Origin of the sequence: Streptomyces sp. MRC013, assembly GCF_023614235.1 — a bacterium.
Classification (GTDB): Bacteria; Actinomycetota; Actinomycetes; order Streptomycetales; family Streptomycetaceae; genus Streptomyces.
This window is the reverse complement of the sequence record NZ_CP094264.1, coordinates 59,223-82,253: the sequence shown is the minus strand read 5'-3', so window position 1 is coordinate 82,253 and position 23,031 is coordinate 59,223. Positions and strand designations below refer to the sequence as shown.

The following is a 23,031-nucleotide window of genomic DNA, read 5'->3' as shown; positions in this document are numbered from 1 at the left end:
CGTGGGGGCGGTGCGCGGAGGACGCCGCGGAACCGGGGCGCCGGACCGGGCCGCGTACGCGACCGGCACCCGGCCGGGCACGTCGGCGGCGCGCGGGGTCCCGCGGGCCGGGTTCGGGCGCCACCGCCGTGCGCACGGTGCGGTTCCCGCCCGCCTGCGGTGCCGCCCGCCCCGCCCGGGGGCGCCCGGGCGGGGCGGGCGGGTCAGGAGCCGACCCGGGCCGCGCCGGGCGGGCGGAAGCAGGCGGTGACGGTCTTGCCGTCGAGGCAGGGGCGCGCCTCCCAGTCGTCGGCCAGGGCGTCGACGAGGAACATGCCCCGCCCGCCGGTGCGCTCGGTGCTCGGCGGGCGGGGCGTGGGCAGCTCCGCCGAGGCGTCGTGCACGGCTATGTGCAGGCAGCGCTCGTCCCAGGTCATCACCAACTGCGCGCTGCTGCGGGCGTGGACGTGGGCGTTGGTGACCAGCTCCGAGACGGCCAGCAGCACGGCGTCCACCGTCTGCGGGGCGGCGGCGGTCCACTCCAGCTTCCGCAGGTGCTCCCGGGTCCAGTCCCGTGCCGTCTTCACATCGCTGTCCAACGGCAGGGAGCGTGCCCAGCCCACCGCCCGTAGTGACGATCCGCTCACCGGAATCCCTCCTGACCAGGTGCCTGTTCTGCCGCGTTTACCCCGCGCGGTCCGATTGAGGCACGGCATGTCGGGCTCACCCGGGCGGCCCCAGGCGGGCGGTCGTACGGGCGGCCGAGTCGTAGGTGCGGGCACCGACCCACCGGCCCGTCAGAACGCCCGGTGCCCCACCGGACGCACCGCCGAACAGCTCCTCGTCCGGAACGGGCCAGACGGCGCCGCGGCCACGGCCGAGGGTGATGTGCGGGGTCCAGCGCACGGGGTCGTGGAGCGGATTGAGCCGCCCTCCCGCCGACGTGTCGTGCAGGGCGCGCCACACCGCCTCGTGCAGGCGCAGCAGGGCGTCGTCCCTCCGGACGGCCCAGGCCAGTACGTGGATCCGACCGGTGAACCGCACGGTTCCCCGGAGGACCAGCGGGAGCGGCAGGACCGCGAGCGCCTCGTCCAGCCGTATACGCGCCCCGGGCACCAGGGCGTCCGCCGCGGCGAGGGTGAGGTGCGGGCGGTTCGTCGGATGCCGGTGCGCGGCCTGGCTCGGCAGGCCCGCCCGCAGCAGGCGGCCCCACACGTCGCGGACGGCCCGCTCGGTGGTCTCGTCGGGCAGCAGTTCCACACTGTGCACCCGGCCAGCGTACGACCGCCCGCCGCACCGCCCCGGAACGCCGCCCGCGGCGCGCGGGGCCCCACCGGCCGGCCGGGGGAGTGCGGCGCGAGCAGCACAGGGAGGGGGCCGGCCGGGGCGGTACGCACCGGAGGCGCCCGCGCGAAGGCCGGCCCGGCGAGCCGGTGCCCCGGGGCCGCCGCGCACCGCCGGTGGGCGTCCGGCGGTGCGCGGCGGCCGCGGCGATCGACGGTCACGCCCAACCCGGGCTGCCGGCCGGTGTGTCGTCCGTCCCGCGCGGGAAACAACGGAACACACCCCCGTGCGCGCGAAAGCGAGGAACACGGCATGGGCACTCCCACCCGACGTGACGGACCCGTTCGGGGTGCGCCCCGCCGGCTTCCCGCCGGAGCCGGGTCCCCCCGGACGGTACGCCCCCCGAGGGGCCAACGGCAGCGGCTCGCGCACGGCCCGCTCCGGCGGTCGCCGCCTCGGCCACCGCCCCGATCGAGACCGGGGCGCACGTACAGGCCCTCGTGATCGGCACCGGCTACGGCGGCTCCGTCGCCGCACTGCGGCTGGCCCGCGCCGGGGTCGAGGTCCACATGGCCGAGATGGGGATGGCGTGGGACACGCCCGGCCCCGACGGCAGGATCTTCTCCGGCACCACGGCGCCCGACTTCCGCGCCTTCTGGCTCCGCGACAGGAGCAGGCTGCCGGTGAGCAGCTTCCTCGGCCTCCCGCTCGACAGGAAGATCCCCCGCTACACCGGGATCCTCGACGCCGAGGAGTTCGCCGGCATCACGGTCTACCAGGGCAGGGGCGTCGGCGGCGGCTCGCTCGTCAACGGCGGCATGGCGGTCACCCCCCGACGGGAGAACTTCCCGGCCGTCCTGCCCACCGTCGACCCGGACGAGATGTACGACGTCTACTACCCGCGGGCCAACGCCGAACTCGGGGCCGGCGACGTGGACCGGGGCTGGTGGGAGAGGGCGGACTGCTACCGGTACGCCAGGGTCGGCCGCAGGCACGCCGAGCGCTCCGGCTTCCGGTTCGTCCTCGTGCCCAACGTCTACGACTGGGACTACATGGAGCGGGAGGAGGCCGGCACCGTCCCCGGGTCGGCACTGGCGGGGGAGGTCCTCTTCGGCAACCACCACGGCAAGAAGAGCCTGCAGAAGACCTATCTCGCACGGGCCCTGGCCACCGGCCAGGTCGGCATCTCGCCGCTGCACAGGGTCACTTCGGTCACCGAGGCGGCCGGCGGCGGCTACACCGTGCTCATCGACCGGATCGACACCACCGGGGCCGTCGCCGCCACCAAGACCGTCACCGCCGGCAAGGTCTTCTTCGCCGCCGGCAGCGTCGGCACCAGCAAGCTGCTGACCAGACTGAAGGCCACCGGTGCGCTGCCCGCGCTCAACGCCGAGATCGGCAGGGGCTGGGGGGACAACGGCAACGTGATGTGCGGCCGCGCCAACCACGTGTGGGACGCGACGGGCGCCCTCCAGTCGTCGATGCCCACCGCCGGCATCGACAACTGGGCGGCCGGCGGGGCGTTCGCCGAGGTCGCGCCGCTTCCCACGGGCATCGAGACCTACGCCTCGCTGTACCTGTCGATCACCAGGAACCCCCACCGAGCGGCGTTCACCTGGAACGCGGCCGCGGGCCGGGTCGACCTCGACTGGAAGGCGGCGTGGAAGCAGCCGTCGACCGACGCCGCCGGGACGATCTTCGACAGGATCAACGCGACGGAGGGGACGGTCTACCGGACCGACCTCTTCGGCGGGTACAGGGTCTGGGGCGACCACCTCACCTACCACCCGCTCGGCGGTGCCGTGCTGGGCAGGGCCACGGACGGCTACGGGCGGCTGCACGGCTACCGGGGCCTGTACGTCATCGACGGTGCGCTGATCCCCGGCAACACGAGCGTCAACCCGTTCGTCACGATCACGGCGCTCGCCGAGCGGAACATCGAGCGGATCATCACCGAGGACGTCTGACCGCACCGCCGGACCCCGGCGGCCGGCGGGCCCGGCCCGCCGGTCAGCGGGCCGGCGCAAGCCGTTCGTAGACGGTCACCCTCCGGCCCCGCACCTGCTTGTCGGCCACCGCCGTGAAGTACCCCTCCAGTACCGAGGCCTTCGTCCCGTCCCGCTCGGCCGCCACCGGTTTCGCCACCCGCGCCGCGTCCGTCACCAGCAGTATCCGCTGCTGGGCCAGCATCGCGGCACGTATGCGGGCGGGGCCCGCCTCCACTCCCTTCAGGGTCCCGGACCTCTCCGGGCTCTCCGCCAGGGCTATGTCCCGCAGACCGGCGAAGGCCTCCGGCGAGACGGACCTGGTGTCCCGGCGCGCTGACGGGATGAAGAGCACCGCGCCCCCGGGCCCCTTCAGCCGTCGCACTTCCGACGCCACCGCGAGGACGTCGTCCACCCTGCTCGCCGGGGACCGCTTCGCCAGCGACTGCGGCAGCAGCGCCGCCACCGCCGCGACGACCACGGCGGGGAGCATCCACTTCGACGCCTTCGGGAAGGGGGATTCGGCCGCCCGTACCGCCGAGCCGACGGCCGCACCGATCAGGAGCGCCAGCCCCAGCAGGCTGAAAAGGACGTACCGGTCCAGGAACAGCGGCTGGATCAGGGACAGGCCGATGAGACCGATCTGCGGCACCGCCAGCAACGGCATCCCGACGGCTGCCGCCGACAGCCGGCCCGTTCGGGGCCGGTCCGACAGGGCACCGATGCCGCCGATCGCCAGCAGGACCGCTGGGCCGATCACCATGTGCCAGGTCAGCGGGGGGATCCACGACACCTGCGCGGACTGGCCTCGGCTGAAGAGGATCAGCGGCAGTACGCATGCCGCGGCGGCGGCGGAGGCCACCGTCCAGTGCGTCCGGACCCCGCGCCCGGCCCGGGTCCAGAGCAGCGTCGCCCAGTGCGCCGGGAGGACCAGGAGCGAGAGCCAGTTCAGGAACCCCGTCAGCAGGACGGTGCCGCCGTAGGCGATCCAGTGCGGCGTTCGGGCACGCCCCTGGAGCGCGGTCACGAGGAGCAGCGTGGACATTCCGGCCCCGGCCGCGACCATCGCGTAGGGGCGGCCCTCCTGGAGGTGGAACTGCACGGCGGGAAGCAGCCCGAGAGCCATTCCCCCCGCCAGGCCCGCCCACCGGCCGGCCAGTCGACGGCCGACGACCGCCACGCAGGCCGCGGCGATCCCCGTGGCCAGGACCGAGGGCAGTCGCAGGGTCGTGGTGCCGGGTCCGAAACACTCGAACAACACGTGCATCAGGAGGTAGTAACAGCCGTGCACGACGTCGACGTTGCTCAGCATGTGGCAGATCTCGGCCACGGAGCGCTGGGCCACCTGCCAGGTGGCGGCCTCGTCCCGCCACACGCTGTCCTGCCGCGACAGCCCCCAGAGGCCGAACGCGAAAGTCCACAGCATCGGAACCAGCCAGACGAGGACATCGCGACGCGCGGGACGCGTTGCGGACGCCAGGGGGATCCCGGAGGGCTTCATGTGACGGAATGTCAGGCCTAACCTGCGGTCGACCGGCATGAGAAGGGCCTTTCGGAGGGGTTGTCGAGCGTGACGACGTCTCGGGAGCCGAGCGTCGGTCGAAGAGGGTACGCACCGTAGCGCCTCCGGTGCGCACCGCCGGAAGCGCCGCCGGGGTCGGCTCCGTGACGCCGCGTCGCTGCTCGGGCGACCCGACGGGTCCCGGCCGCTCCACGGGCGCCGGCGGACCGACCCGCGGCGGGCCCCGGCGCCGAGGGCGGGGCCCGCGTGCCGCAGGCCCTCACCGAGCGGATCACCGCCGCCCGCCGGGCGGCGCGTACGGCGGCCGGCGTACGGCGGCGTGCGGGGCGGGCCGCGGGCGCTTCCCGAAGAGCCGGGCGCGTGCTTTCGGTAGCGGCCGGGCACGGCCCCACCGGGCGACCGGGCCGTGGGCGGCGGCTCGGCACCGACCGCCCGCGGCCCCGGAACCGCCGCGCACGCCTATCGTCGGACGATGCGCGCACACCACATCGACCGACCGGCCGACCTCGACACGGTCCGCGAGTCCTACGACCGGGTGGCCGACGACTACGCCCACATGGTGCTGACGACGGGAGTCGGCGACGTCCGCGCCCATCCGTGGCTCAAGGCTGCGATCGACGCCTTCGCCGACACCGTGGGCGGGCTCGGTCCCGTCCTCGACGTCGGGTGCGGCCCCGGAACGGTGACCGCCTACCTCGCCGAACGCGGACTGGACGTGTCCGGGGTGGACCTCTCCCCCCGCATGATCGAGAACGCCCGCCGCCTTCATCCGGGATGCCGCTTCGGCGTCGCCTCCGCCACCGACCTCGACCTCGCGGAGGCCTCCCTCGGAGGCGTGCTCGGGTGGTGGTCGCTGTTCAACCTGCCCCGCGACGTCCTTCCACAGGTCCTCGCCCTGTTCGCACGCGCCCTGAAGCCGGGCGGCCACCTCGTCATCGCGACACACGTCGGCGACGGGGACGTGGTGCGGACCGAGGCCTACGGAGGGGTGCCCGTCCGTTGGACGACACACCGGTGGCGCCCGGAACGGCTCGTGGACCTGGTCGAGCGGGCCGGACTGCGCCCGGTCGCCGAACTCCGCCTCCCCGCCGACGAACGGAGCGGACCGGGTGTGGTCCTCACGGCCAGGCGGCCCGGCTGAGGAGAGCGCACCCGAAGCGGACGCGGCCCGTGCCGCGCAGCGCTTCCCCGGAGGGGGCGCGCACCGGTCGGGGACGCCGCTTTGATCGCGGCGGTGCGGTCGGCGCGGGGGCGGACGCCGGCACGGGAGGGAGGGACCGGCCGGCCCCGCGGCGCGGGAGGGGCCGGGACCGGAACCCGGGTCGGGACGGGATCGGGGCCGGGGGAGGAGCCCGGGTCGGGGCGGGATCGGGGCCGGGCCGGAACCCGGGTCGGCTTCCTCCCACTCCGGTACTGCCCAAGACCCCTGTGTCATCCCCGAGGTGGAGAGGAGGTACGACCCAGCGGGGGATCCGCACGGGGGGTCGGCTCCTGAAAGATCCTTCCCGTCCGAACACGCGACCGGAAGGATCGATATCGTGCGCAGACGACGTCTCGCGCCCCTGTTGGCCGTGAGTGTCACGGCGACGCTGGCTCCCACGCTCGTCCCCCCGACGGCCACCGCCGCCCCGGCCGCCGCCTCGTCGACGGCCGCCCCGGCCGCCGCCGGAGGCCCGCTGGACCGGTACGTGAAGCAGAAGCCGCGGTGGAAGCGGTGCGACGCCGACCTCCCGGCGGAGTTCGAATGCGCCACGATCAAGGTCCCGCTGGACTACCGGGCCCCCCGGGGGCGACCGGATCGATCTGGCCGTGTCGCGGATCAGGAGCGCCGTGCCCGGTGAGCGGCGCGGCGTCCTCCTCTCCAACCCCGGCGGCCCCGGGGGCCAGGGACTCCACATGCCGCTGGGAATGCGGGAGAGCCTCCCCGAGCCCGTACAGCGGAAGTACGACCTCATCGGCTTCGACCCGCGCGGTGTGGGACGGAGCAGCCCGGTCTCCTGCGGCCTGGAGCCGGCGGAGGAGAACTGGCTGCGGCCGTACCGGAAGGAGACGTTCGACAAGGACGTCGCCTGGGCGCGCGGCTTCGCCGACAAGTGCAGGGAGAAGGCGGGCGACACGCTCCCGCACATCACCACGCGCAACACCGCGCGCGACATGGATCTGCTCCGGGCGGTCCTCGGCGAGAGGAGGATCTCGTACCTGGGCTACTCGTACGGCACCTACCTGGGCGCCGTCTACACCCAGCTCTTCCCCGGCCGGGCCGACCGGTTCGTCCTGGACAGCGCGGTCGATCCGGCGCGCGCCTGGCGGGGATGATGTCCAGTGGTGGGCGGAGGGCGCCGAGCCCGCGTTCGACCGCTGGACCGAGTGGGCCGCCCGGAGGTCGGAGCAGTACGGCCTCGGCGACACCCCGAAGGAGGTCGACCGGACCTTCTGGGACCTGGTCGCGCGAGCGGACGAGAAGCCCATCGAGCTGGAGGGGCACCCGCTCACCGGTGACGACGTCCGCAGCGGTATGCGCCGGGCGGTCTTCAGCCCCCGGCTGGCCAGCGAGGGGATCGTGGAGCTGAGGAAGGCGGCGGACGGCGGGCCCGCCTCCGCGAAGAGGCTCGCGCCGTTCACCGGGACGGGGGGAGCCGGGGCTGCGGACGCCGCCGCCGACCCCGCAGAGGTCCCGTCCGACAACATGACGGCGGCTTTCTGGGCCGTGGTGTGCGGCGACAACTCGGCCGCGTGGCCCCGCGACCCCGAGAGCTACCGGCGGGACGCCGTCGAGGACAGGGGCCGCTACCCGCTCTACGGCGACTTCGCGTCCAGCATCAAGCCCTGTGCGTTCTGGGACGAGTCCGTGGAACCGGTGACCGGGGTCGGCAACAGGGTCGGCTCCCTGGTCGTCCAGAACGAATGGGACTCCCAGACCCCGCTGCCCAGCGCTCAGGCCCTGCACGCCGCCCTGAAGCGCTCGAGGATGGTCACCGTCCTCGGCGGCGAGGGCCACGGCGTCTACCCGAACGGCGACGCGTGCACGGACGGCACGGTCACCGGCTACCTGACCACCGGCAGGCTCCCGGCGAGGGACGTGACCTGCAGGGCCACGGCCGAGTCGAACGCGGAGGCGCGGAAGAACCAGAAGCGGAACACCCTTCCCGGCTCCCCGCTCCCGGAGCGCGCCCCGGACCGCTTCTGACCCCGGACGCCCGAGGGAGACCCTCGACGAGGGGAGCCGCCGGCCGCGGGCCGGCGGCTCGGGTCCGGCTGGGACGCCTTCGACGCGATCACCGGGCTGTCCCCGATCGCCACGGACGGCCGCGGCGGCGGTGTCGTCGCCCGGGAGCCCTCCGGCCTGCCGTGGTACCACCCCGTCTCCGGCAGGCGGTACGGCACCGAAGCGGTCTTCGAACCGCGGGCGCGGGTCGGCACCGGCCGGGACGTCCCCTCGTCCGTGCGCGGGGCCGGTGACGTCGCGGGCGACGGCCACGCCGGCCTGATCGCCCGGGAGAAGGCGGGCGTCCCGCGGCTCCACCGCGGCACGGGCGTCGAATGCGGGCCGTTCGCCGTCCACGCGGAGGGGGGTCCGGGCCGACGGGTCCGCAACGCCCTGACCGGCGGCGTGGACGTCACCGGGACGGCCGCGCCGACCCGTATGCCCGCGACGTCACCGGGATGCTGCGGCTGTACCGGGGCACCGGCGGTGCGGCGCGGCCCTACGCCCCCGCTCCAAGGTCGCCACCGGCCGGGACGCGTACACGGCGATCATCGCCCCGGGCGGCGGCCCGGCCGTCGGCAAGGCGCCCTGCTCGCCCGTGACGAGGCCGGCGGGCTGGGGTGGTTCCGCGGCACGGGCGCGGCGTCGAGCCCGCCGGCGGACCCGGCGTACGCCGCGGGGACCCCCCGGTACGTCACCGCCTGGAGGCGACCGGACGGGGGCCGCGCGGGCCGGCGGAGGCCCGCTGCCACACGGCCGGCATCGGCGCACCGCGCCGGCCGTGCTCCTTCGCGTGTCCCCCCGGCGCCCTCGTCCGGAGACCGTCCCGGCGGCCCGGGCCGCCGGGACGGTCTCCGTCGGCGGTGCAGGGCCCGTACCGTCCCGGGGGAGCGGTACGGGCCCTGCGGAAGCGTGAGTCCGTGATCGGGGCCGCCGCCCGCGAGGACACCGGGGCCGCTCGCGGCGGGGCCGGGCCCCTGTCGGGCGGCGGCCCCCTGCCGGCCGTCCGGCGGGGGCCGGCGGCGTATGCGAACGGAGCGCGCGGAACGTGACGCCCCGGTGTGCTCAGGGCGAGATCTGGATGCGGCGAGTCGTCGCCTGGAAGACCTGGCCGGTCTCCAGGTTCTTCAGGACCGCCTTTGCGTAGATCTCCTCACCGCCCAGCTCCGTGTCCAGTTGACTGCTCGTCCGCCTGAACGTCGCGTTCATCGTCACACCCGAGGAACTGGGCGAGACGTTGGACACACGGGTGCGGCCGAGGAAGTCGTCATCGGATTCGCCCTGCTCCCACAGTTCGGCCCAGGCCTGGAACGGGAACTGGTTGTTCACCTCGAAAGAGGAGAAGTTGAGGGTGCGTGAGAAGGTGATGGTCCAGTTGCCCCCGGACTGCTGTGCCGTGAAACTGCCGGGGGTGATCGACGCGGCGGGGAGGGCCAGGTCGGGTGCCGTCCCGGCGGTGGATCCGATGCTGCCGGAAGGCGCGGCCGTGACCGCCGAATACGCGGGGACGCTCCCCGTCAGAGCCAGTACCGCTGCCGCGGACGCGATCGCCGATCGATTGCGCATGATGACCTCCCATCCCGTACGGAACGAACATGCCGACCGGCCTGTGAGACAGCGGATTTCGCCGTACGGCCCGAGAGTGCCGCCGGCTCCTGCCCGGGATTTCCCCCGTCCGCTCGTCGAGCCCGTGAACGACGGGGGGAACTGCAAGGGGGGAGGCGGTGGTCCGATGCAGTCGGCCGCTGTCGGAACATTCGGCCGGGGCGGCTCTCTACCGGAATCCTACTTCCAGGAATCCGTATACGCATTCGGGCCGCGGGGTCGAGGCGGGACGCGGAAAGGGCCGCGGAGCCGTTCGCGACCGTCGGGGGTGAAACCGGCCCCGCGGAGCCCGGCGCCGACCCCGAGGAGCCGGGAGACGCCCCTCGGCCGCGACGCCGACAGGGCGCAGGCCGCCTGCCGACGGTACGTCCCGTCGCCGTCCCGCGAGCCCGACCCGCTTCGGCGGACGCCGGAGGAGGGGATTTCGGCCCGGGGGCGCCGTCCGGGCGGAGGGCGGAGGCGGAAGGGCCCCGCCGCCGGGCCGCGGCCCGGCCGCCTCCCCGGCACGGTGCGCGGCGGGGCCTGACCGGAGGCGGCGGTCGCGGGACGCGGGGGTGCCCTGCGGGCGCACGGCGCGTCCCGTGCGGGAGCCGGAGGGCGCCGGGATCCGCCGCGGCCGGCCGGTCGGCCGCGCCCGTGGGAGGCGCGATGCGCGTACGTGCGGAGAGGGATTCGCGGAGGCGACTTGCCCTTCCGGCACCGCGCGGCCTAGCGTAAATGTACGTACATTTGATCGAGCTGGAGAGTTCCCTTGGTGACCAAGCAGCACCACCGGATCGTGATCATCGGCGGCGGGACCGCGGGCGTCTCGGTGGCGGCCCGGCTCCGCCGCGCCGGCGAACAGGACGTCGGAGTGCTCGACCCGAGCCCCCGCCACCACTACCAGCCCCTGTGGACGCTGGTCGGCGGTGGGCGGGCGCCGCTGGAGGAGAGCATCCGCCCGCAGGAGTCCGTCATCCCCAAGGGCGTGCGGTGGATCCGCCGCGCCGCGGTCGCCGTCGACCCCGAGGCACAGGAGGTGGCCCTGGACGACGGCGGCTCCGTCTCCTACGACCACCTCGTGGTCTGCCCCGGGATCCAACTGGACTGGGACCGCGTGCCGGGCCTGGAGGCCGGACTCGGCGAGGACGGCCTGTCCAGCAACTACCTGCCCCACACGGCCCCCGCGACCTGGCGCTTCATCCGGAGCACCCGCTCGGGCAGCGCGGTGTTCGGCATGCCGTCGGGCGCCATCAAGTGCGGCGGCGCTCCGCAGAAGATCGCCTACCTCGCCGCCGACCACTGGCGCGAGAAGGGAGTGCTCGGCAGGATCGACGTCCACCTCGTCCTCCCGGGCCCCGCCGTCTTCGGCGTCCCGGAGTTCGCCCGCGTGCTGGAGGACGTGGTCCGCCGGTACGGGATCCACGTCCACTACGGCAGCGAGGTCACCGAAGTGCGCCCCGAGGCCCGCGAGGTGACCGTCACCGACCTCGGCTCCGGGAACACGACGACCCTGCCGTACGACATGGCGCACCTCGTGCCACCGCAGAGCGCCCCGGACTGGATCAAGCGCGGTCCGCTGGCCGACGCGGACGACCCGGCCGGCTACGTCGAGGTCGACAAGCACACGATGCGGCACGTCAGGTACCCCAACGTCTGGGCCCTCGGCGACGCCGGGTCGACCCCCAACTCCAAGACCGGCGCCGCCGTGCGCAAGCAGGCGCCCGTGCTCGTCGAGAACCTCCTGGCATCGATGAACGGCCGGGAGCCCACGGCCGCCTACGACGGCTACTCCTCGTGCCCGCTGACCACGGCGCGCGACAAGGTGCTGCTCGCCGAGTTCGACTACAGCGGGCGGCCCGCCCCGTCGATCCCGGTGATCGACACCGTCCGCGAGCGCACCGACATGTGGTACCTCAAGCGGCGCGGCCTGCCCTTCCTCTACTGGAACCTCATGCTGCGCGGACTCGCCTGACCCGCACCCGCAGGGCGCGGACCGCAGCGGGCACGCCCGCGGCCCTCCCCGCCGCCCCTCCCCGGCCGCCGTCGCGCCGTGCCCGTGGCGCGCCGCCCCGCCGGCAGACCGCCCGTACCCCGCCCGGCCGATGACCGGGCGCATACCCGTCCACCCCCAGGAGTCCCTCATGACGAGCCGCACCGAACCGCTGGTCTTCGTGCAGTTCTACCTCCGCTGCCTCTCCCACGCCTCGTACCTCGTCGGTGACCGCACCACCGGCCGGGCCGTCGTGGTCGACCCCCGGCGCGACGTCAACGACTACGTCTCCACCGCCGAGCGCCACGGCCTGACGATCGAGCGGGTCGTCGAGACCCACGTCCACGCCGACTTCCTCTCCGGCCACCTCGAACTGGCCGAACGCACCAGCGCGCGCATCTCCTACGGTTCCGCCGCCGTCCTCGACTTCGACACCGACCCCCTGCACGACGGCGAGCACCTGAGCCTCGGCGAGGTCGACCTGGAGATCCTCCACACCCCGGGCCACACCCCGGAGTCGATCTGCGTCGTCGTACGCGAACACGCCGACGACGCCGTCCCCCACGCGGTCCTCACCGGCGACACCCTGTTCATCGGCGACGTCGGCCGGCCCGACCTGCTCAGCGCCCGCGGCCGGTCCGCCGAGGACATGGCCCGCGCCCTGTACCGCTCGACCCGCGAGCGCCTGCTCGCGCTCCCCGACGAAACCCGCGTCTATCCGGCGCACGGAGCCGGCTCGGCCTGCGGCAAGAACCTCTCGACCGAGCTGAGCTGCACGATCGGCGACCAGCGCCGCAGCAACCCGGCCCTGGCCGACATGACCGAGGACGAGTTCGTCTCGCTCGTGACCGAGGGCCAGCCCGCCGCACCCGCCTACTTCGCTTTCACGTCCGCACGCAACCGCCAGGCCCGCCCGGTCCTCGACGAGGAGGCCCCCGTCCCCTCCCTGACTCCGGCCGCCTTCCTCGGGGCACGGGCGGGCGGCGCCACCGTCCTGGACACGCGGGACCCGGAACCGTTCGCCTCCGCCCACCTGCCCGGCGCGGTCAACGTCCCCCTCGGCGGCCGGTTCGCCGAACTCGCCGGCGAGGTGCTCGACGCCCGCGACCGCATCGTCCTGTGCGGTGATCCGGTCACCGCGCGCGAGGCCCGCAACCGTCTGGCCCGCATCGGCTTCGACCAGGTCCTCGGCGCCCTGGGCATCCCGGTCGACGCCGTCGGCGACGAGCACCTGACCACCACCGCCCGCGTGGAGGCCGGCGACCTCGCCGCCCGGCTCGCCGAGGACGCCGACGGCTTCGCACTGGTGGACGTGCGCGGCCCGAACGAGGTGCGCGAGACCGGCACCATCCCCGGCGCCCGCCTCGTGCCGCTGCCCGAGCTGACCGCCCGGCTGGACGAACTGCCGGCCGACCGGCCGCTGACCGTGCTCTGCGCGAGCGGCAACCGCTCGTCGGTGGCCGCGTCCGTACTGCGCGCCCGCGGCTTCGACGCCACCGACCTGCGCGGCGGCTTCTCCGCGTGGCGCGGCCGGGTCGCACGCCCCGCCGGCCCGGCCCGGGGCGGCGTCCCGGCATGAGCGTCCTGGTCCTCGCCCTGCTCTGCGGAGCCGTGATCGGCCTGGCCCTCGGTACGCTCGGCGGCGGCGGGGGAGTGCTCGCGGTCCCGGCCCAGGTGTACCTGCTGGGCGTCGCGCCCGCCGACGCCGGGACCACCAGCCTGATCATCGTCGTCGCGACCTCCGCCGCCGCCCTGGTCCGCCACGCCGGCACCGGGGACGTCCGCTGGCGGACCGGCGCGCTGTTCGCCGCCGCCGGCGTGGCACCCGCCGTCGGAGCCTCCGCGTTCGCGCACCGCCTCCCGCAGACCGTGCTGACCGCCGCGTTCGCCGCCCTGGCGGCCCTCGCCGCCACGGCGATGCTGCGCGGAACCCGCGCGGCACATCGCGCCCCCCGGGCCACCGAGCCCGCGGGGACCCCCGCGTCCGGGACGGCCGCGGGGGCCGCCGCGCCCCGCCCCGGCCGGCCCGGGGGCGCGGGTACGGCCGCCGGGGCGCCCGGGGCCGCGGGCGGGGGAGGCGGTGCCTCCGCCGAGGAGGGCGCCGGCGGCGGCGCCGGTGCCCGCGGGGGGCCGCCGGCGGGGGCGGGTACCCGCGTACCGCCGCGGTCGGCGCCGGCCTGGGCGCGGTGACCGGACTGCTGGGAGTGGGCGGCGGCTTCCTCGCCGTACCCGCCCTGGTGTCCGTGCTCCGTCTGCCGATACGGACGGCCGTGGGCACCAGCCTCGTCGTCATCCTCGTCAACTCGCTGGCCTCCCTCACCGCCCGCGCGGCGGCCGGGGGCGCCTCCCTCGACCCCGCGGTCCTCGGCCCTCTCGTGGGCGCGGCCGTCCTCGGGGCCTGGGACGGCAAGCGGCTGAAGGCCAAGCTCTCCGCCGTCGCCCTGCAACGGGCCTTCGCCGCCCTGCTGCTCGCGGTGGCCGCGTTCATGCTGGTCGACGCCTTCGTCTGAGGATTCCCCGCCGCCCGCCGCCCGCCGCCCGCCGCCCGCCGCCCGCCGCCCGCCGCCCGCCGTACCCCGGGCGGCGGGGCGGTCCGGTACGGACCGGGCGCGGCCGAGGCGGTGGCGCGGCGGCGCGCCCGACCCCTGACGCCCGCAGGGCGGTCACGGCGAGCCGCCGTCCCCCGCGCCGGGGCGCACCCTCCGGGGCGGGAACCCGCAGGGCCCGTTTGCGCCATCCGTCCGAATGTACGAACATTCACCTCGTGTCCGCATCACCCGTCCGACCCCCGACTCCAGGAGGGAGCCGGTGACCGCGCACCCCGGCCCCCGCCCCCTCGCCCGGTCCGCGGGCGAGCCGCTGTGGGCGCAACTCCGCGCCGACCTGCTGCGACGGCTTGAGGACGGCGAGTTCCGCGAAGTCTTCCCCGGCGAGCACGACCTCGTCGCCGAGTACCACGTCAGCCGGCACACGGTCCGCGAGGCCCTCCGGCAGCTCCGCGCGCAGGGCCTGGTCACCGCGCAGCGCGGCAGGCCCTCCCGGTTCACCCGGTCCCGCCCGCTGGAGCAGAAGGTCGGCGAGCCGTACAGCCTCTTCCGCTCCGTGGAGGAGGTCGGAGCCGTCCAGCGCAGCGTCACGTGTGTGCTCGACCAGCGGGCCGACGGCGTCGTCGCCGCCCGCCTGGGACTCGAGGAATCGACACCGCTCGTCTACCTCGAACGCCTCCGCCTCGCCGACGAGGAACCGCTCGCCGTCGACCGCGTCTGGCTCCCCGCGGCCGTGGCCCGCCCGCTCTTGGACGTCGACTTCACCCACACCTCGCTCTACGGCGAACTCGAACGCCACTGCGCCACCCGTATCCGCGGCGGCTGGGAACGCATCCGGGCCGTCGTCCCCGGACGCGGGGAGCGCGTCCTGCTCGACTGCCCCGACTCCACCGCGCTGTTCGCGATCGACCGGCTCGGCCACGACACCGACCGGCGCCCGGTCGAGTGGCGGCAGACGCTCGTGCGCGCGGACCGCTTCGCCGTCACCGCCGCGTTCTCCTTCAACGACGGCTACCAAATGGGCGCTCCGGTCCGTACGCCCTGACCAGGGCTTCCCGGCTGCGGACGGCCGTGCCGCAGCCGTCAGCCGGCCCAGCCGTACCGACCCGTGTGGGGCCGGGGACGCGGTTGGCGGGTGAGCGGCCCCTCAGCGCGGTGTGTCCGCGGCGGTGATCGCGGGTGTCCGACCAGTGCGACGAGGCGCGGGAACCGCTGTCCCGGCGGCTCGCGGCCGACGCGGAGGGCACCGGGCCCGACGCCGCAGCGCGGCACCCGCGCACTGGGCGGAACCTCGTCGCCCGCGTCCGCGCCGATGCCCGCACCCCGCCCGCCCGGACGTCCCCCCCGCACATCCGGCGCGGCACCACCACTCACCCCTCCCGGGTCCCACCCCCCACCGAAACAGCCCGGCCGCTCCCCGAGAGGACCGCGCGACGACGGACACGCGGAGCGGGCAGCCCGCCGGCCGTGCCGCCTACCGCATGCCGACGCCCCGGAATCCGTCCCCGAGCCCCCCGGCGCCGCCTGCGCGCCGGGGGAGCGGCCGGGGCGGCGAGTACGGTGATGACGCTGCGCGCGGCCCGGGGGCAGAGGCCCGCGCTGACATGACCGGAGTCGAGGACCCGTGCGTACGCGCCCGTTCCGTGCGGTGAGAGGGCCTCGGCGAGGGCGGCGGCCGCGGTCTTGGCCGGCCCCTCGCCCCAGCCGGGTTCGGCCGGCGGCGCCTGCCGCGGAACGCCGTCCCGCTGTGCGAGGAGCGCCGCCAGGGCCTGGGCGTCGGAGGGCTCCAGGGTGAGGGTCAGGAGCGCGGAGCCCAGCCGGTGGACGCGGTGCCGTGTGATGCCGTGCGCGGCCAGCGCCCGGCGCAACCCCGTGCCGGCGCCGGCATCCACACCGCCGTCACCGTCGGGTGGCGCGGTACCGGTGCGGGTCTGCTCCGCGCGCTCGGCGACGGCGGCCGCCGCGACGGGGACCACGGCGAGGATGTCCGCGCACCGCGGATCGAGCCGGGCGAGCGCGCCGGCCAGAACCTCCAGGGCCGTGGCCGCGTCCTCCACCGCGCCCGCGCTCCACCCGCCCGGGTCCGCGGCGTCGGCCAGCGCGCACGCCGCGACGACCGCCTGCTCGGCCAGCGCCTCCGGTCCGCCGGGCTGTCCTTCGGTAACCAGCTCCATCCCCTTCAACGCCTCCTGGTCGTCCGTGCCCCGATCACGTTACGGGGCCGGTGAGGGCGCCGGTGCACGGTGCACGGCGCACGGCCTCGGTCCGTGGCCGGGACCCGCGGCAGGCGGTTCGTGATCGGGGCGGGGGCCGCCGGAACGCCGAAGCCCGCGGGCCCGGCGAGTTGGGCTCCGAGCGTCCGGCGGTCGCGCGGCTCGCCGCGGACCGCGCCGAACACGGGGAGCAGACCGGCACGGCCACAAGGAGCGCGGCCGGGAACCCCACCGGCGGAAGGGCCTTGACCCCGATCCCGGACACGTGGTGCACCGGGCGGCGGGAAGCGGGAACGGGCGCCGCGCGGCCGTGACGTACTGCCCGCCGGGGCCGGGGCCGGGGCGGACGGGGGCGCGCTGCACCGGTCGGCCCGAGAGCGGAAGCGGGGCGGGAAGGGGGCGGGAGCGTCGGCCGGGCCGGTCGCCGCGCCGTCCCCGGCCGTCCCCGCGTCCGGGACGGGAGGCGCTGGGAAGACGCCGGGACGGAAATCGTCCTGCGGTACATCCATGGGGTCGACTCGTGCGTCTGATGATGCAGCGGCTGCCTCGGACAGCCGTACCTCAGCTGCAGTCGGAGAACCCAACGTGAAGACCGACATGAAGAACACCCGTCGCATGACCGTGGCCTGTGTCACCGCGGGGACGATCCTGGCGGGCGGGGCGTTCGCCGCGCCGGCGCGGGCCGCCACCCCGAAGCCGCCCGCGATCACCGCCAAGGGCGGCTTCGTCATGAACAACGGGACCGGGGCGGCCCTCTACACCAAGGCTGCGGACACCCGGCTCTCCACGGGTTCCACGGCCAAGATCATGACGGCTCAGGTGGTGCTCGCGAAGAAGAACCTGAACCTGGACGCCAAGGTCACGGTCCAGAAGGCGTACAGCGACTACATCGTCTCGAAGAACGCCTCGTCGGCCCGCCTGATCGTGGGCGACAGGGTGACCGTGCGCCAGCTGCTGTACGGGCTGATGCTCCCGTCCGGCTGCGACGCCGCGTACGCCCTGGCCGACACCTACGGCAGCGGCTCCACGCGGGCGGCCCGTGTGAAGTCGTTCATCGGCGAGATGAACGGCACCGCCCGGCGCCTCGGCCTGAAGAACACCCACTTCGACTCCTTCGACGGCATAGGCAACGGGGCGAACTACTCGACACCGCGCGACCTGACGAAGCTCGCCGGCAACGCGCTGAAGAACCCCACCTTCCGCGCCGTCGTGAAGACGAAGTCCACCACGCAGAGGGTCACGACGAAGAACGGCGGCTACCGCAACATGTCGTGGACCAACACCAACAAGCTGCTCAGCAGCTACTCCGGGGCCATCGGCGTGAAGACCGGCTCCGGACCGGTGGCGAAGTACTGCCTGGTCTTCGCCGCCACCCGGAACGGCAGGACCGTCATCGGCACGGTCCTGGCCTCCTCCTCCGAGGCCAACCGCACGGCGGACGCCACCAAGCTGCTGGACTACGGCTTCAAGAGGTGACCCGACCGGTGCCCCGCGGACGGGGGCCGGCCGCGCTCCGCCGGGCCCACCGGGCCGCCGAAGACCGCCCGGTCCGGGACGAGGTCCTCCGCCGGAGCGCCCCGGACCACGGGGAGACCGGTGTCGGGGCGCGCTGGACCGTGCCCCGGCCCGACACGCGGAAACCACGCCGGAGGCGTACGCGCCACCATGGCTCGGGGCTCGGGGCTCGGGGCAGGCGGACCACGTGGAGACGGTGGGTCCCGTACCCCGGCGCCGGGTGAGGGGCCCGCTCCGTGCTGCCGTCCGGGCGCGGTCCGGCGTCTGACCGGGCGAACTCGCTCCGGTGGGTGACCTTCCCCGGGATCCGCGGCCGGGTTCCGAACCGGTTTGAGCGCGCTTCTCCCCATCGTTCACCCGGAACGAGAAGCTCCGGTGCAGGGCCGGCGCCGGCTCCGGCGGGCGGCTGCCCGCGGAGAGCCGCCGCCCCAGCGCGGCGAGGCCGCCGCGGTGGCCCGGCCGCGGGGTCCGGTAGGCAGCCCCGGAGCCAGAGCTCCGGGGCTCCGCGATCACGGGGAGGACCGACCGCCCGGTTCCGTTCGCGGCGACCGCACCGGCCACGCCGCCACCGCGCTCAGCAGCACCACCGCCGGCAGCAGCGCGAGAGCCGTCCGGCTCCCCTCCCCGGCGGCGAGGTGCGCGAAGAGCGCGGCCCCCGCCGCGCCGCCCGCCATGTCGAGGGTGGTCAGCCAGGACATCGTCTCGGTGACCTCGCCCTCCTTGGCGAGGTCGCCGCCCAGGGTGCGCAGCGTGCCGAAGACGGAACCGAGGACGAGGCCGGCCACCGGGCAGAGCAGGAGGACCGCCAGCGGGGAGAACCGGGCGGCCAGGGCGAGCACGCCGCCTCCGAACGCGAACGCGAGGAGGAGCAGGGAGAGCTTGCGGGCGCGGTTCAGGAAGCGGGGCGCGGTGCCCAGAACGAGGCTGCCCAGCACGCTGCCGACGGACAGGGCACCCAGGTAGAGACCCGCGTACGTCTCCGCGCCGTGCTCCTTGGCGTAGATCGGCAGCAGCACGTCGACACCGGTCACCGCCAGGACGAACAGGCCGTCCGCGAGCAGCAGGCGGCGCAGGGGCGCGGAGGTCAGCGGTCCCAGCCAGTGCCGTGGCTGCCCGGCCGGCCGCGGCGCGACCCCGGTGTCGAGCAGCAGGAACACCACGAGGACGGTCAGCAGCGCGATGACGGCGAAGGGGGCGGCGCCGGAGAACGACAGGCTCAGCCAACCGGCCAGTACGGGGCCGGTGATCAGCGCCGCTCCCATCATGGACGAGTCCAGGGCCATCGCGGTGCCGAGCATGCCGCGCTCGGCGGCGTTGTGCCAGACGGTCCGCATCAGGGGGCGACGGGCGGCGAGGCGGCGCCCAGGGCCGCGGACGCCGTCAGCACCACGGCGACGGAGTGCTGACGGGAGACCGCCAGGACCACCAGGGCGGTCGCCACGAGGTAGCCGGCGAGGCAGCAGAGCAGCACGGTCCGTGGCGAGTGGCGGTCGGCGAGGCGGCCGCGCAGCGGGGCGGTCACGCCCTGGCCGACCGCGAGGAAGGCCACGGCGAGGCCGGCCACCCCGTAGGAGTACGTCCGGCTCACCAGGAGCAGCAGACTCAGCTCCACCATGGAGTTCGGCAGCTTCGAGGCCATGCCGACCGAGAAGATCCGCCAGAAACCCGGGATCCTCCTCAACTCCCGGTAGCCGTGCAGCGGACCGCGCGGCGGGTCCTGCACCGGTGCTCGTCGCTCCGCGGACATGATCCGGACTCCTTGCTGTCTCGGGTGGCCGGCGGCGCGAGCACGTCGCGTCCGGGGCCGGAAGCAGACGCGGTCGTCGCCGTCGCGGCCCGGGGGCGGCCGGGCACGTGCACGGGGTGCCGTGCCCGGTGTGCGGGGGAACGGGGCCCCGGCGTCCCGGTCCGTACCGCGACCGCCGGGGCCGACGGCCGGCCTCAGGCGATCGACTGGGCGGCCTGCGCCGCCGGGTCCTCCCACCAGCGGTCGTCGCCGACGAGCGGCTTGCCGAGATCCCGCTCCCCCGCCCAGGTCATGTTGAGGATGGTGCGGGCCGCGCCGTCCTCGGTGAGCGGGACGGTCCGGTGCATGGTGGTGTCGGTGCGCTGCAGGTAGAGGTCCCCGGTCCTCAGGCCGTGCGTGTCGATCTGCCGCTCGCACAGGATCTCGTTGATGCGGGGGTTGGCCTTGTCCCAGTGCGTGTGCGGCACGGTCTGGACCATGCCGCCGCAGGAGACGGGCGGCATCCGCAGGGCCCAGATCAGACCGAAGCTGTAGTCGTCCCAGTGCCACCCGTGCGTGTCCGCCTTGAACTCCTGGTGCGTGATCAGGTACCGCTCGTCCCCGGAGACCTGGGGGACGACGGGCTCGCGGGCGATGCGGCCGAGGAAGTCGAGGAGCGGCCTGGACGTGGCGATCGTCCGGATGAGCTCGCTCTTCTCGATCTCCTCGCTCCTGACCACGCTCATCTTGCGGGGGGAGTTGCCCGTGGTGCCCAGCACCAGGCTGCGGCGCTCCTTGTGCGCCTCGATCAGCCGGTCGGCCTCGGCCTGGACGGCGGCCACGATCTGCTCGGGGACGATGCGGGCGTCCGCGTCGAACTTCACCACCCCCTTGCGGGAGAACCGGTCCGCCAACTGCTCCACGCGCTCGGGGGAGTAGTTCTCGGCGAGGAACTCGCCGATGGTCTCGTCGATCTTGTTCACGTCCATGCTGCGTTCTGCTCCCTGTGCTGCTGTCGAGATGCGTTCGTACGGGTCGAGACGTGTTCGGGTGGAAGGGGCGCGTTCGTGCGGGAGGGACGCGCCGGGCACGCACCGGAGGCGTGCCGTGGGAGGGGAGGCGTCCGGCGGGCCGGCCGGGAAGGGACGGTCCGCGCCCGCCGGCTCACCGGTCGGGCCTGATCTCCAACCGGACCATGGCCCTGACCTCCTTGATCACGCGCACGACCGCCTCCTGGTCGGGCCCGGAGATCCAGGCGCCCACGGGGATGGACCTGACGTCCCGGGTGGACGGCACGTGGTCGCCCGGCCGGTAGGAGACCAGGACCTTGTCGACCCCCGGGTGGTTCCTCAGCTCGTCGAGGCCGTGGACGGCCACCAGCGTTCCGGGACCGGTCTCGTTGTGCAGGGCGACGGCACCGAACACGGCGCGTCCCCCGACGGGCCGGTCCATGACGTCGGGGCGCTGCCCCAGGTAGGCCCGGACGGTGTCGTGGAAGGGACGGAAGTCGGTGAACTTCTCCCACTGGTCGGTGGCCGGGCCGCCGGGCAGGCGGGCCGCCACCTCCATCAGGTGGACGCCGTCCGCGTTGGCCTTCACCTCGGTGTGGCTCGGTCCGTGGCGCACGCCGAAGGCGGTGAGCACCCGCAGGACGTACTCCTCGACCCGCGCCCAGTCGGGGTCCTCCGGCGTCGCCTGGACGTTGTCCCACAGCGGGAAGTCGTAGTCCCGGTCGTCGGGCCTGCGGTACTCCCACATGTCGATCACCCGGTGGTCGCCGCCGCTGCTGAAGGCGTTGACCGCGAACTCGCGGCCCCGGACGTACTCCTCGACCAGCCACGCGTCGACCGTCCGGCCGAAGATGTTGTTCCTGTCCACGACCCGGAAGTCCGCGGCGCTCGCGGCGTCCGGCAGCAGCGTCGCGCCGATGGAGCCGGCGCCCACGCGCTGCTTGACGATGGCCGGGTAGCCGATGTCGTCGGCGGCCCCACGGACCTCGGAGGGGTGGCGGACCAGGCGGTAGGCCGGGATGCGCAGGCCCGCCGCCGCCGCGTGCTCCCGCATCAGGAACTTGTCGTGCCGGGCCCGGGCCGGCCCGACGTCGTCGTGGGGCAGGCCCAGTTCCCGGGCGACGACCCCCGCGACGTGCCCCGCGGTCTCCGAGGCCGGCACGACGGCCCTGATCTCGTGGTCGACTCCGGCGAGCGCGGACAGGGCCTCGGCGGCCCCGGTGGCGTACAGGGAGACGTCGTCGTCCTCGGCGTGGTCGGGCCACGCCGTCCTGAGCTCGTCCGGTTCGAGGGTGAAGAGGGACACGATGTCCATGCCCATGTCCCGGACCGCCTTCTTGCAGCCCGTCCCGGCCCACAGGGGGTCGACGAGGAGGACGGCCGGCCTGCGGTTGCTCAACTGCTCGGCTCCTTGGGGGTGGGGGTGCTTCCGGTCGGGGTCACGCCGGGGCCTCACCGGTCGGCGGCGGCCAGGAGGCCGGGGTGGTGGCGGGCGATCAGCTCCGGGAAGGCACGGGTCAGCCCCTTCATCACGTTCTCCCCGTAACAGGCGAACAGCGGGTTGTCCGGGTCGGCGACCACGCCGCCCGCCTCGCTGACGTACCTCGTCGGGAGCGGCCGCATCGCCGCTTCGAGGCGGGGGCTGTAGAAGAACGGCATGGAGTACCGGTCCACGCCGGGCGCGGGCCGGACCACCCGGTGCACGGTGGCCCTCAGGTACCCGCGGGTGGCCACCTCCAGCAGCTCGCCGAGGTTCACCACGAACGCGTCCGGCACCACGGGCACGTCCACGAAGCGGTCGTCCTCCACGGCCACCTGGAGCCCGCCCACCCGGTCCTGCACGAGCAGGGTGAGCAGTCCCAGGTCCTTGTGGACGCCCGCGCCCTGGTCCGCTGGACCGGGGTCCGCGGACGGGTCGGGACCGGGGTAGTGCAGCAGCTTGAAGTGGACCTGCGGGTCGGGGTCCACCACGGCGTCCAGGAAGTCGGCCGGAGCCTCCAGCGACTCGAGGATGAGCCGGAGCAGCCGGTGGGAGAGCCCGGTCAGCCGGTCCATCCAGTCCACGACGGCGGGCCGCAGGGCCGGCAGGCCCGCCGGCCACTGGTTGGGGCCGACCAGCCAGCGGTAGGCGGGCTCGCCCGGCCCCGGGGCGGAGGAGGGCCGCTCGGGGCCGATGTCGAGCTGCTGCCGCTGGTCCGGTATCCCCCGGGTGCGCTCCCGGCCGAGCTCCGAGTAGCCGCGGAAGTGGGGCGAGTCGAGGATGTCGAGCGCGCGGCGCTCCTCGTCGGGCAGCGCGAAGAACTTCCGGGACAGCTCCAACAGCTCGGCCGCACCGGTCACCCGGTGCCCGACCAGCTGGAAGAAGCCGATGTCGTGGACGGCCCGTCGCAGACGGTGCAGGAAGTCGGCCCGGGCCGCGGGACCCCGTTCGGCGTCCCGGAGATCGATCACGGGAAAGGTGTCTGACAC

The 23,031-nt window shown here is 74.9% G+C and carries 15 protein-coding genes and 3 pseudogenes; 8 read left to right on the top strand and 10 right to left on the bottom strand.

Annotated features, from left to right (window positions below; translation table 11 throughout):
* Positions 1-203: 203 nt before the first annotated feature.
* The gene (locus tag LUW75_RS00365; protein WP_250333822.1) at positions 204-626 is read right to left on the bottom strand and encodes an ATP-binding protein; all 423 of its coding nucleotides are present in this window, start codon (positions 624-626) and stop codon (positions 204-206) included.
* Between the two features lie 76 nt (positions 627-702).
* Positions 703-1,248, bottom strand: coding sequence for a 2'-5' RNA ligase family protein (locus tag LUW75_RS00360; RefSeq protein WP_250333821.1), 546 nt, complete (start codon positions 1,246-1,248; stop codon positions 703-705).
* Between the two features lie 473 nt (positions 1,249-1,721).
* On the opposite strand from LUW75_RS00360, the pseudogene LUW75_RS00355 reads away from it, so the two are divergent.
* Positions 1,722-3,230: pseudogene (locus tag LUW75_RS00355) on the top strand (GMC oxidoreductase); the annotation flags it as partial.
* A 43-nt stretch (positions 3,231-3,273) separates the two neighbouring features.
* On the opposite strand, the gene LUW75_RS00350 reads toward LUW75_RS00355, so the two are convergent.
* Positions 3,274-4,674 (bottom strand): glycosyltransferase family 39 protein, encoded by a 1,401-nt coding sequence (locus tag LUW75_RS00350; RefSeq protein ID WP_250333820.1) that lies wholly within the window; start codon positions 4,672-4,674, stop codon positions 3,274-3,276.
* A gap of 568 nt (positions 4,675-5,242) precedes the next feature.
* On the opposite strand from LUW75_RS00350, the gene LUW75_RS00345 reads away from it, so the two are divergent.
* Both LUW75_RS00345 and LUW75_RS00340 read left to right on the top strand, forming a co-directional pair.
* Positions 5,243-5,911 carry a class I SAM-dependent DNA methyltransferase gene (locus LUW75_RS00345; protein ID WP_250333819.1) on the top strand — a complete coding sequence of 223 codons (669 nt, stop codon included), beginning with the start codon at positions 5,243-5,245 and terminating at the stop codon, positions 5,909-5,911.
* 421 nt (positions 5,912-6,332) lie between these two features.
* Positions 6,333-7,957, top strand: a pseudogene (locus LUW75_RS00340) (alpha/beta hydrolase).
* Between the two features lie 1,083 nt (positions 7,958-9,040).
* Here LUW75_RS00340 and LUW75_RS00335 read toward each other — a convergent pair.
* Positions 9,041-9,541, bottom strand: coding sequence for a hypothetical protein (locus LUW75_RS00335; protein ID WP_250333818.1), 501 nt, complete (start codon positions 9,539-9,541; stop codon positions 9,041-9,043).
* A gap of 790 nt (positions 9,542-10,331) precedes the next feature.
* Here LUW75_RS00335 and LUW75_RS00330 point away from each other — a divergent pair.
* The 4 genes and pseudogenes from LUW75_RS00330 (at position 10,332) to LUW75_RS00310 (ending at position 15,143) form a co-directional block, all read left to right on the top strand.
* Positions 10,332-11,534, top strand: a complete 1,203-nt coding sequence (locus LUW75_RS00330; RefSeq protein ID WP_250333817.1) for an NAD(P)/FAD-dependent oxidoreductase — start codon at positions 10,332-10,334, stop codon at positions 11,532-11,534.
* Between the two features lie 169 nt (positions 11,535-11,703).
* Positions 11,704-13,131 (top strand): MBL fold metallo-hydrolase, encoded by a 1,428-nt coding sequence (locus LUW75_RS00325; protein ID WP_250333816.1) that lies wholly within the window; start codon positions 11,704-11,706, stop codon positions 13,129-13,131.
* Positions 13,128-14,062 (top strand): annotated as a pseudogene (locus tag LUW75_RS00320) (TSUP family transporter). The gene LUW75_RS00325 and the pseudogene LUW75_RS00320 overlap by 4 nt, the downstream one beginning before the upstream one ends.
* Before the next feature lie 298 nt (positions 14,063-14,360).
* The gene (locus LUW75_RS00310; RefSeq protein WP_250333814.1) at positions 14,361-15,143 is read left to right on the top strand and encodes a GntR family transcriptional regulator; all 783 of its coding nucleotides are present in this window, start codon (positions 14,361-14,363) and stop codon (positions 15,141-15,143) included.
* A gap of 325 nt (positions 15,144-15,468) precedes the next feature.
* Here LUW75_RS00310 and LUW75_RS00305 read toward each other — a convergent pair whose 3' ends face one another.
* Positions 15,469-16,272 (bottom strand): hypothetical protein, encoded by an 804-nt coding sequence (locus LUW75_RS00305; protein WP_250333813.1) that lies wholly within the window; start codon positions 16,270-16,272, stop codon positions 15,469-15,471.
* A 636-nt stretch (positions 16,273-16,908) separates the two neighbouring features.
* Between LUW75_RS00305 and LUW75_RS00300 the strand changes: the two genes are divergently transcribed.
* Positions 16,909-17,787, top strand: a complete 879-nt coding sequence (locus tag LUW75_RS00300; protein ID WP_250337497.1) for a D-alanyl-D-alanine carboxypeptidase family protein — start codon at positions 16,909-16,911, stop codon at positions 17,785-17,787.
* A gap of 548 nt (positions 17,788-18,335) precedes the next feature.
* Here LUW75_RS00300 and LUW75_RS00295 read toward each other — a convergent pair.
* The 5 genes from LUW75_RS00295 to LUW75_RS00275 all read right to left on the bottom strand — a co-directional run bounded on the left by LUW75_RS00295 (position 18,336) and on the right by LUW75_RS00275 (position 23,013).
* Complete coding sequence (locus LUW75_RS00295; RefSeq protein ID WP_250333812.1) at positions 18,336-19,160, bottom strand: MFS transporter; 825 nt, start codon at positions 19,158-19,160, stop codon at positions 18,336-18,338.
* The gene (locus LUW75_RS00290; protein WP_250333811.1) at positions 19,160-19,573 is read right to left on the bottom strand and encodes an MFS transporter; all 414 of its coding nucleotides are present in this window, start codon (positions 19,571-19,573) and stop codon (positions 19,160-19,162) included. The genes LUW75_RS00295 and LUW75_RS00290 overlap by 1 nt, the downstream gene beginning before the upstream one ends.
* A 194-nt stretch (positions 19,574-19,767) precedes the next feature.
* Positions 19,768-20,541, bottom strand: coding sequence for a HalD/BesD family halogenase (locus LUW75_RS00285; RefSeq protein WP_250333810.1), 774 nt, complete (start codon positions 20,539-20,541; stop codon positions 19,768-19,770).
* Positions 20,542-20,716: 175 nt separating this feature from the next.
* On the bottom strand, positions 20,717-21,961 hold the full coding sequence (locus LUW75_RS00280) for an ATP-grasp domain-containing protein (protein ID WP_250333809.1): 1,245 nt from the start codon (positions 21,959-21,961) through the stop codon (positions 20,717-20,719).
* Positions 21,962-22,014: 53 nt separating this feature from the next.
* Complete coding sequence (locus LUW75_RS00275; RefSeq protein WP_250333808.1) at positions 22,015-23,013, bottom strand: isopenicillin N synthase family dioxygenase; 999 nt, start codon at positions 23,011-23,013, stop codon at positions 22,015-22,017.
* Between the last annotated feature and the right edge of the window lie 18 nt (positions 23,014-23,031).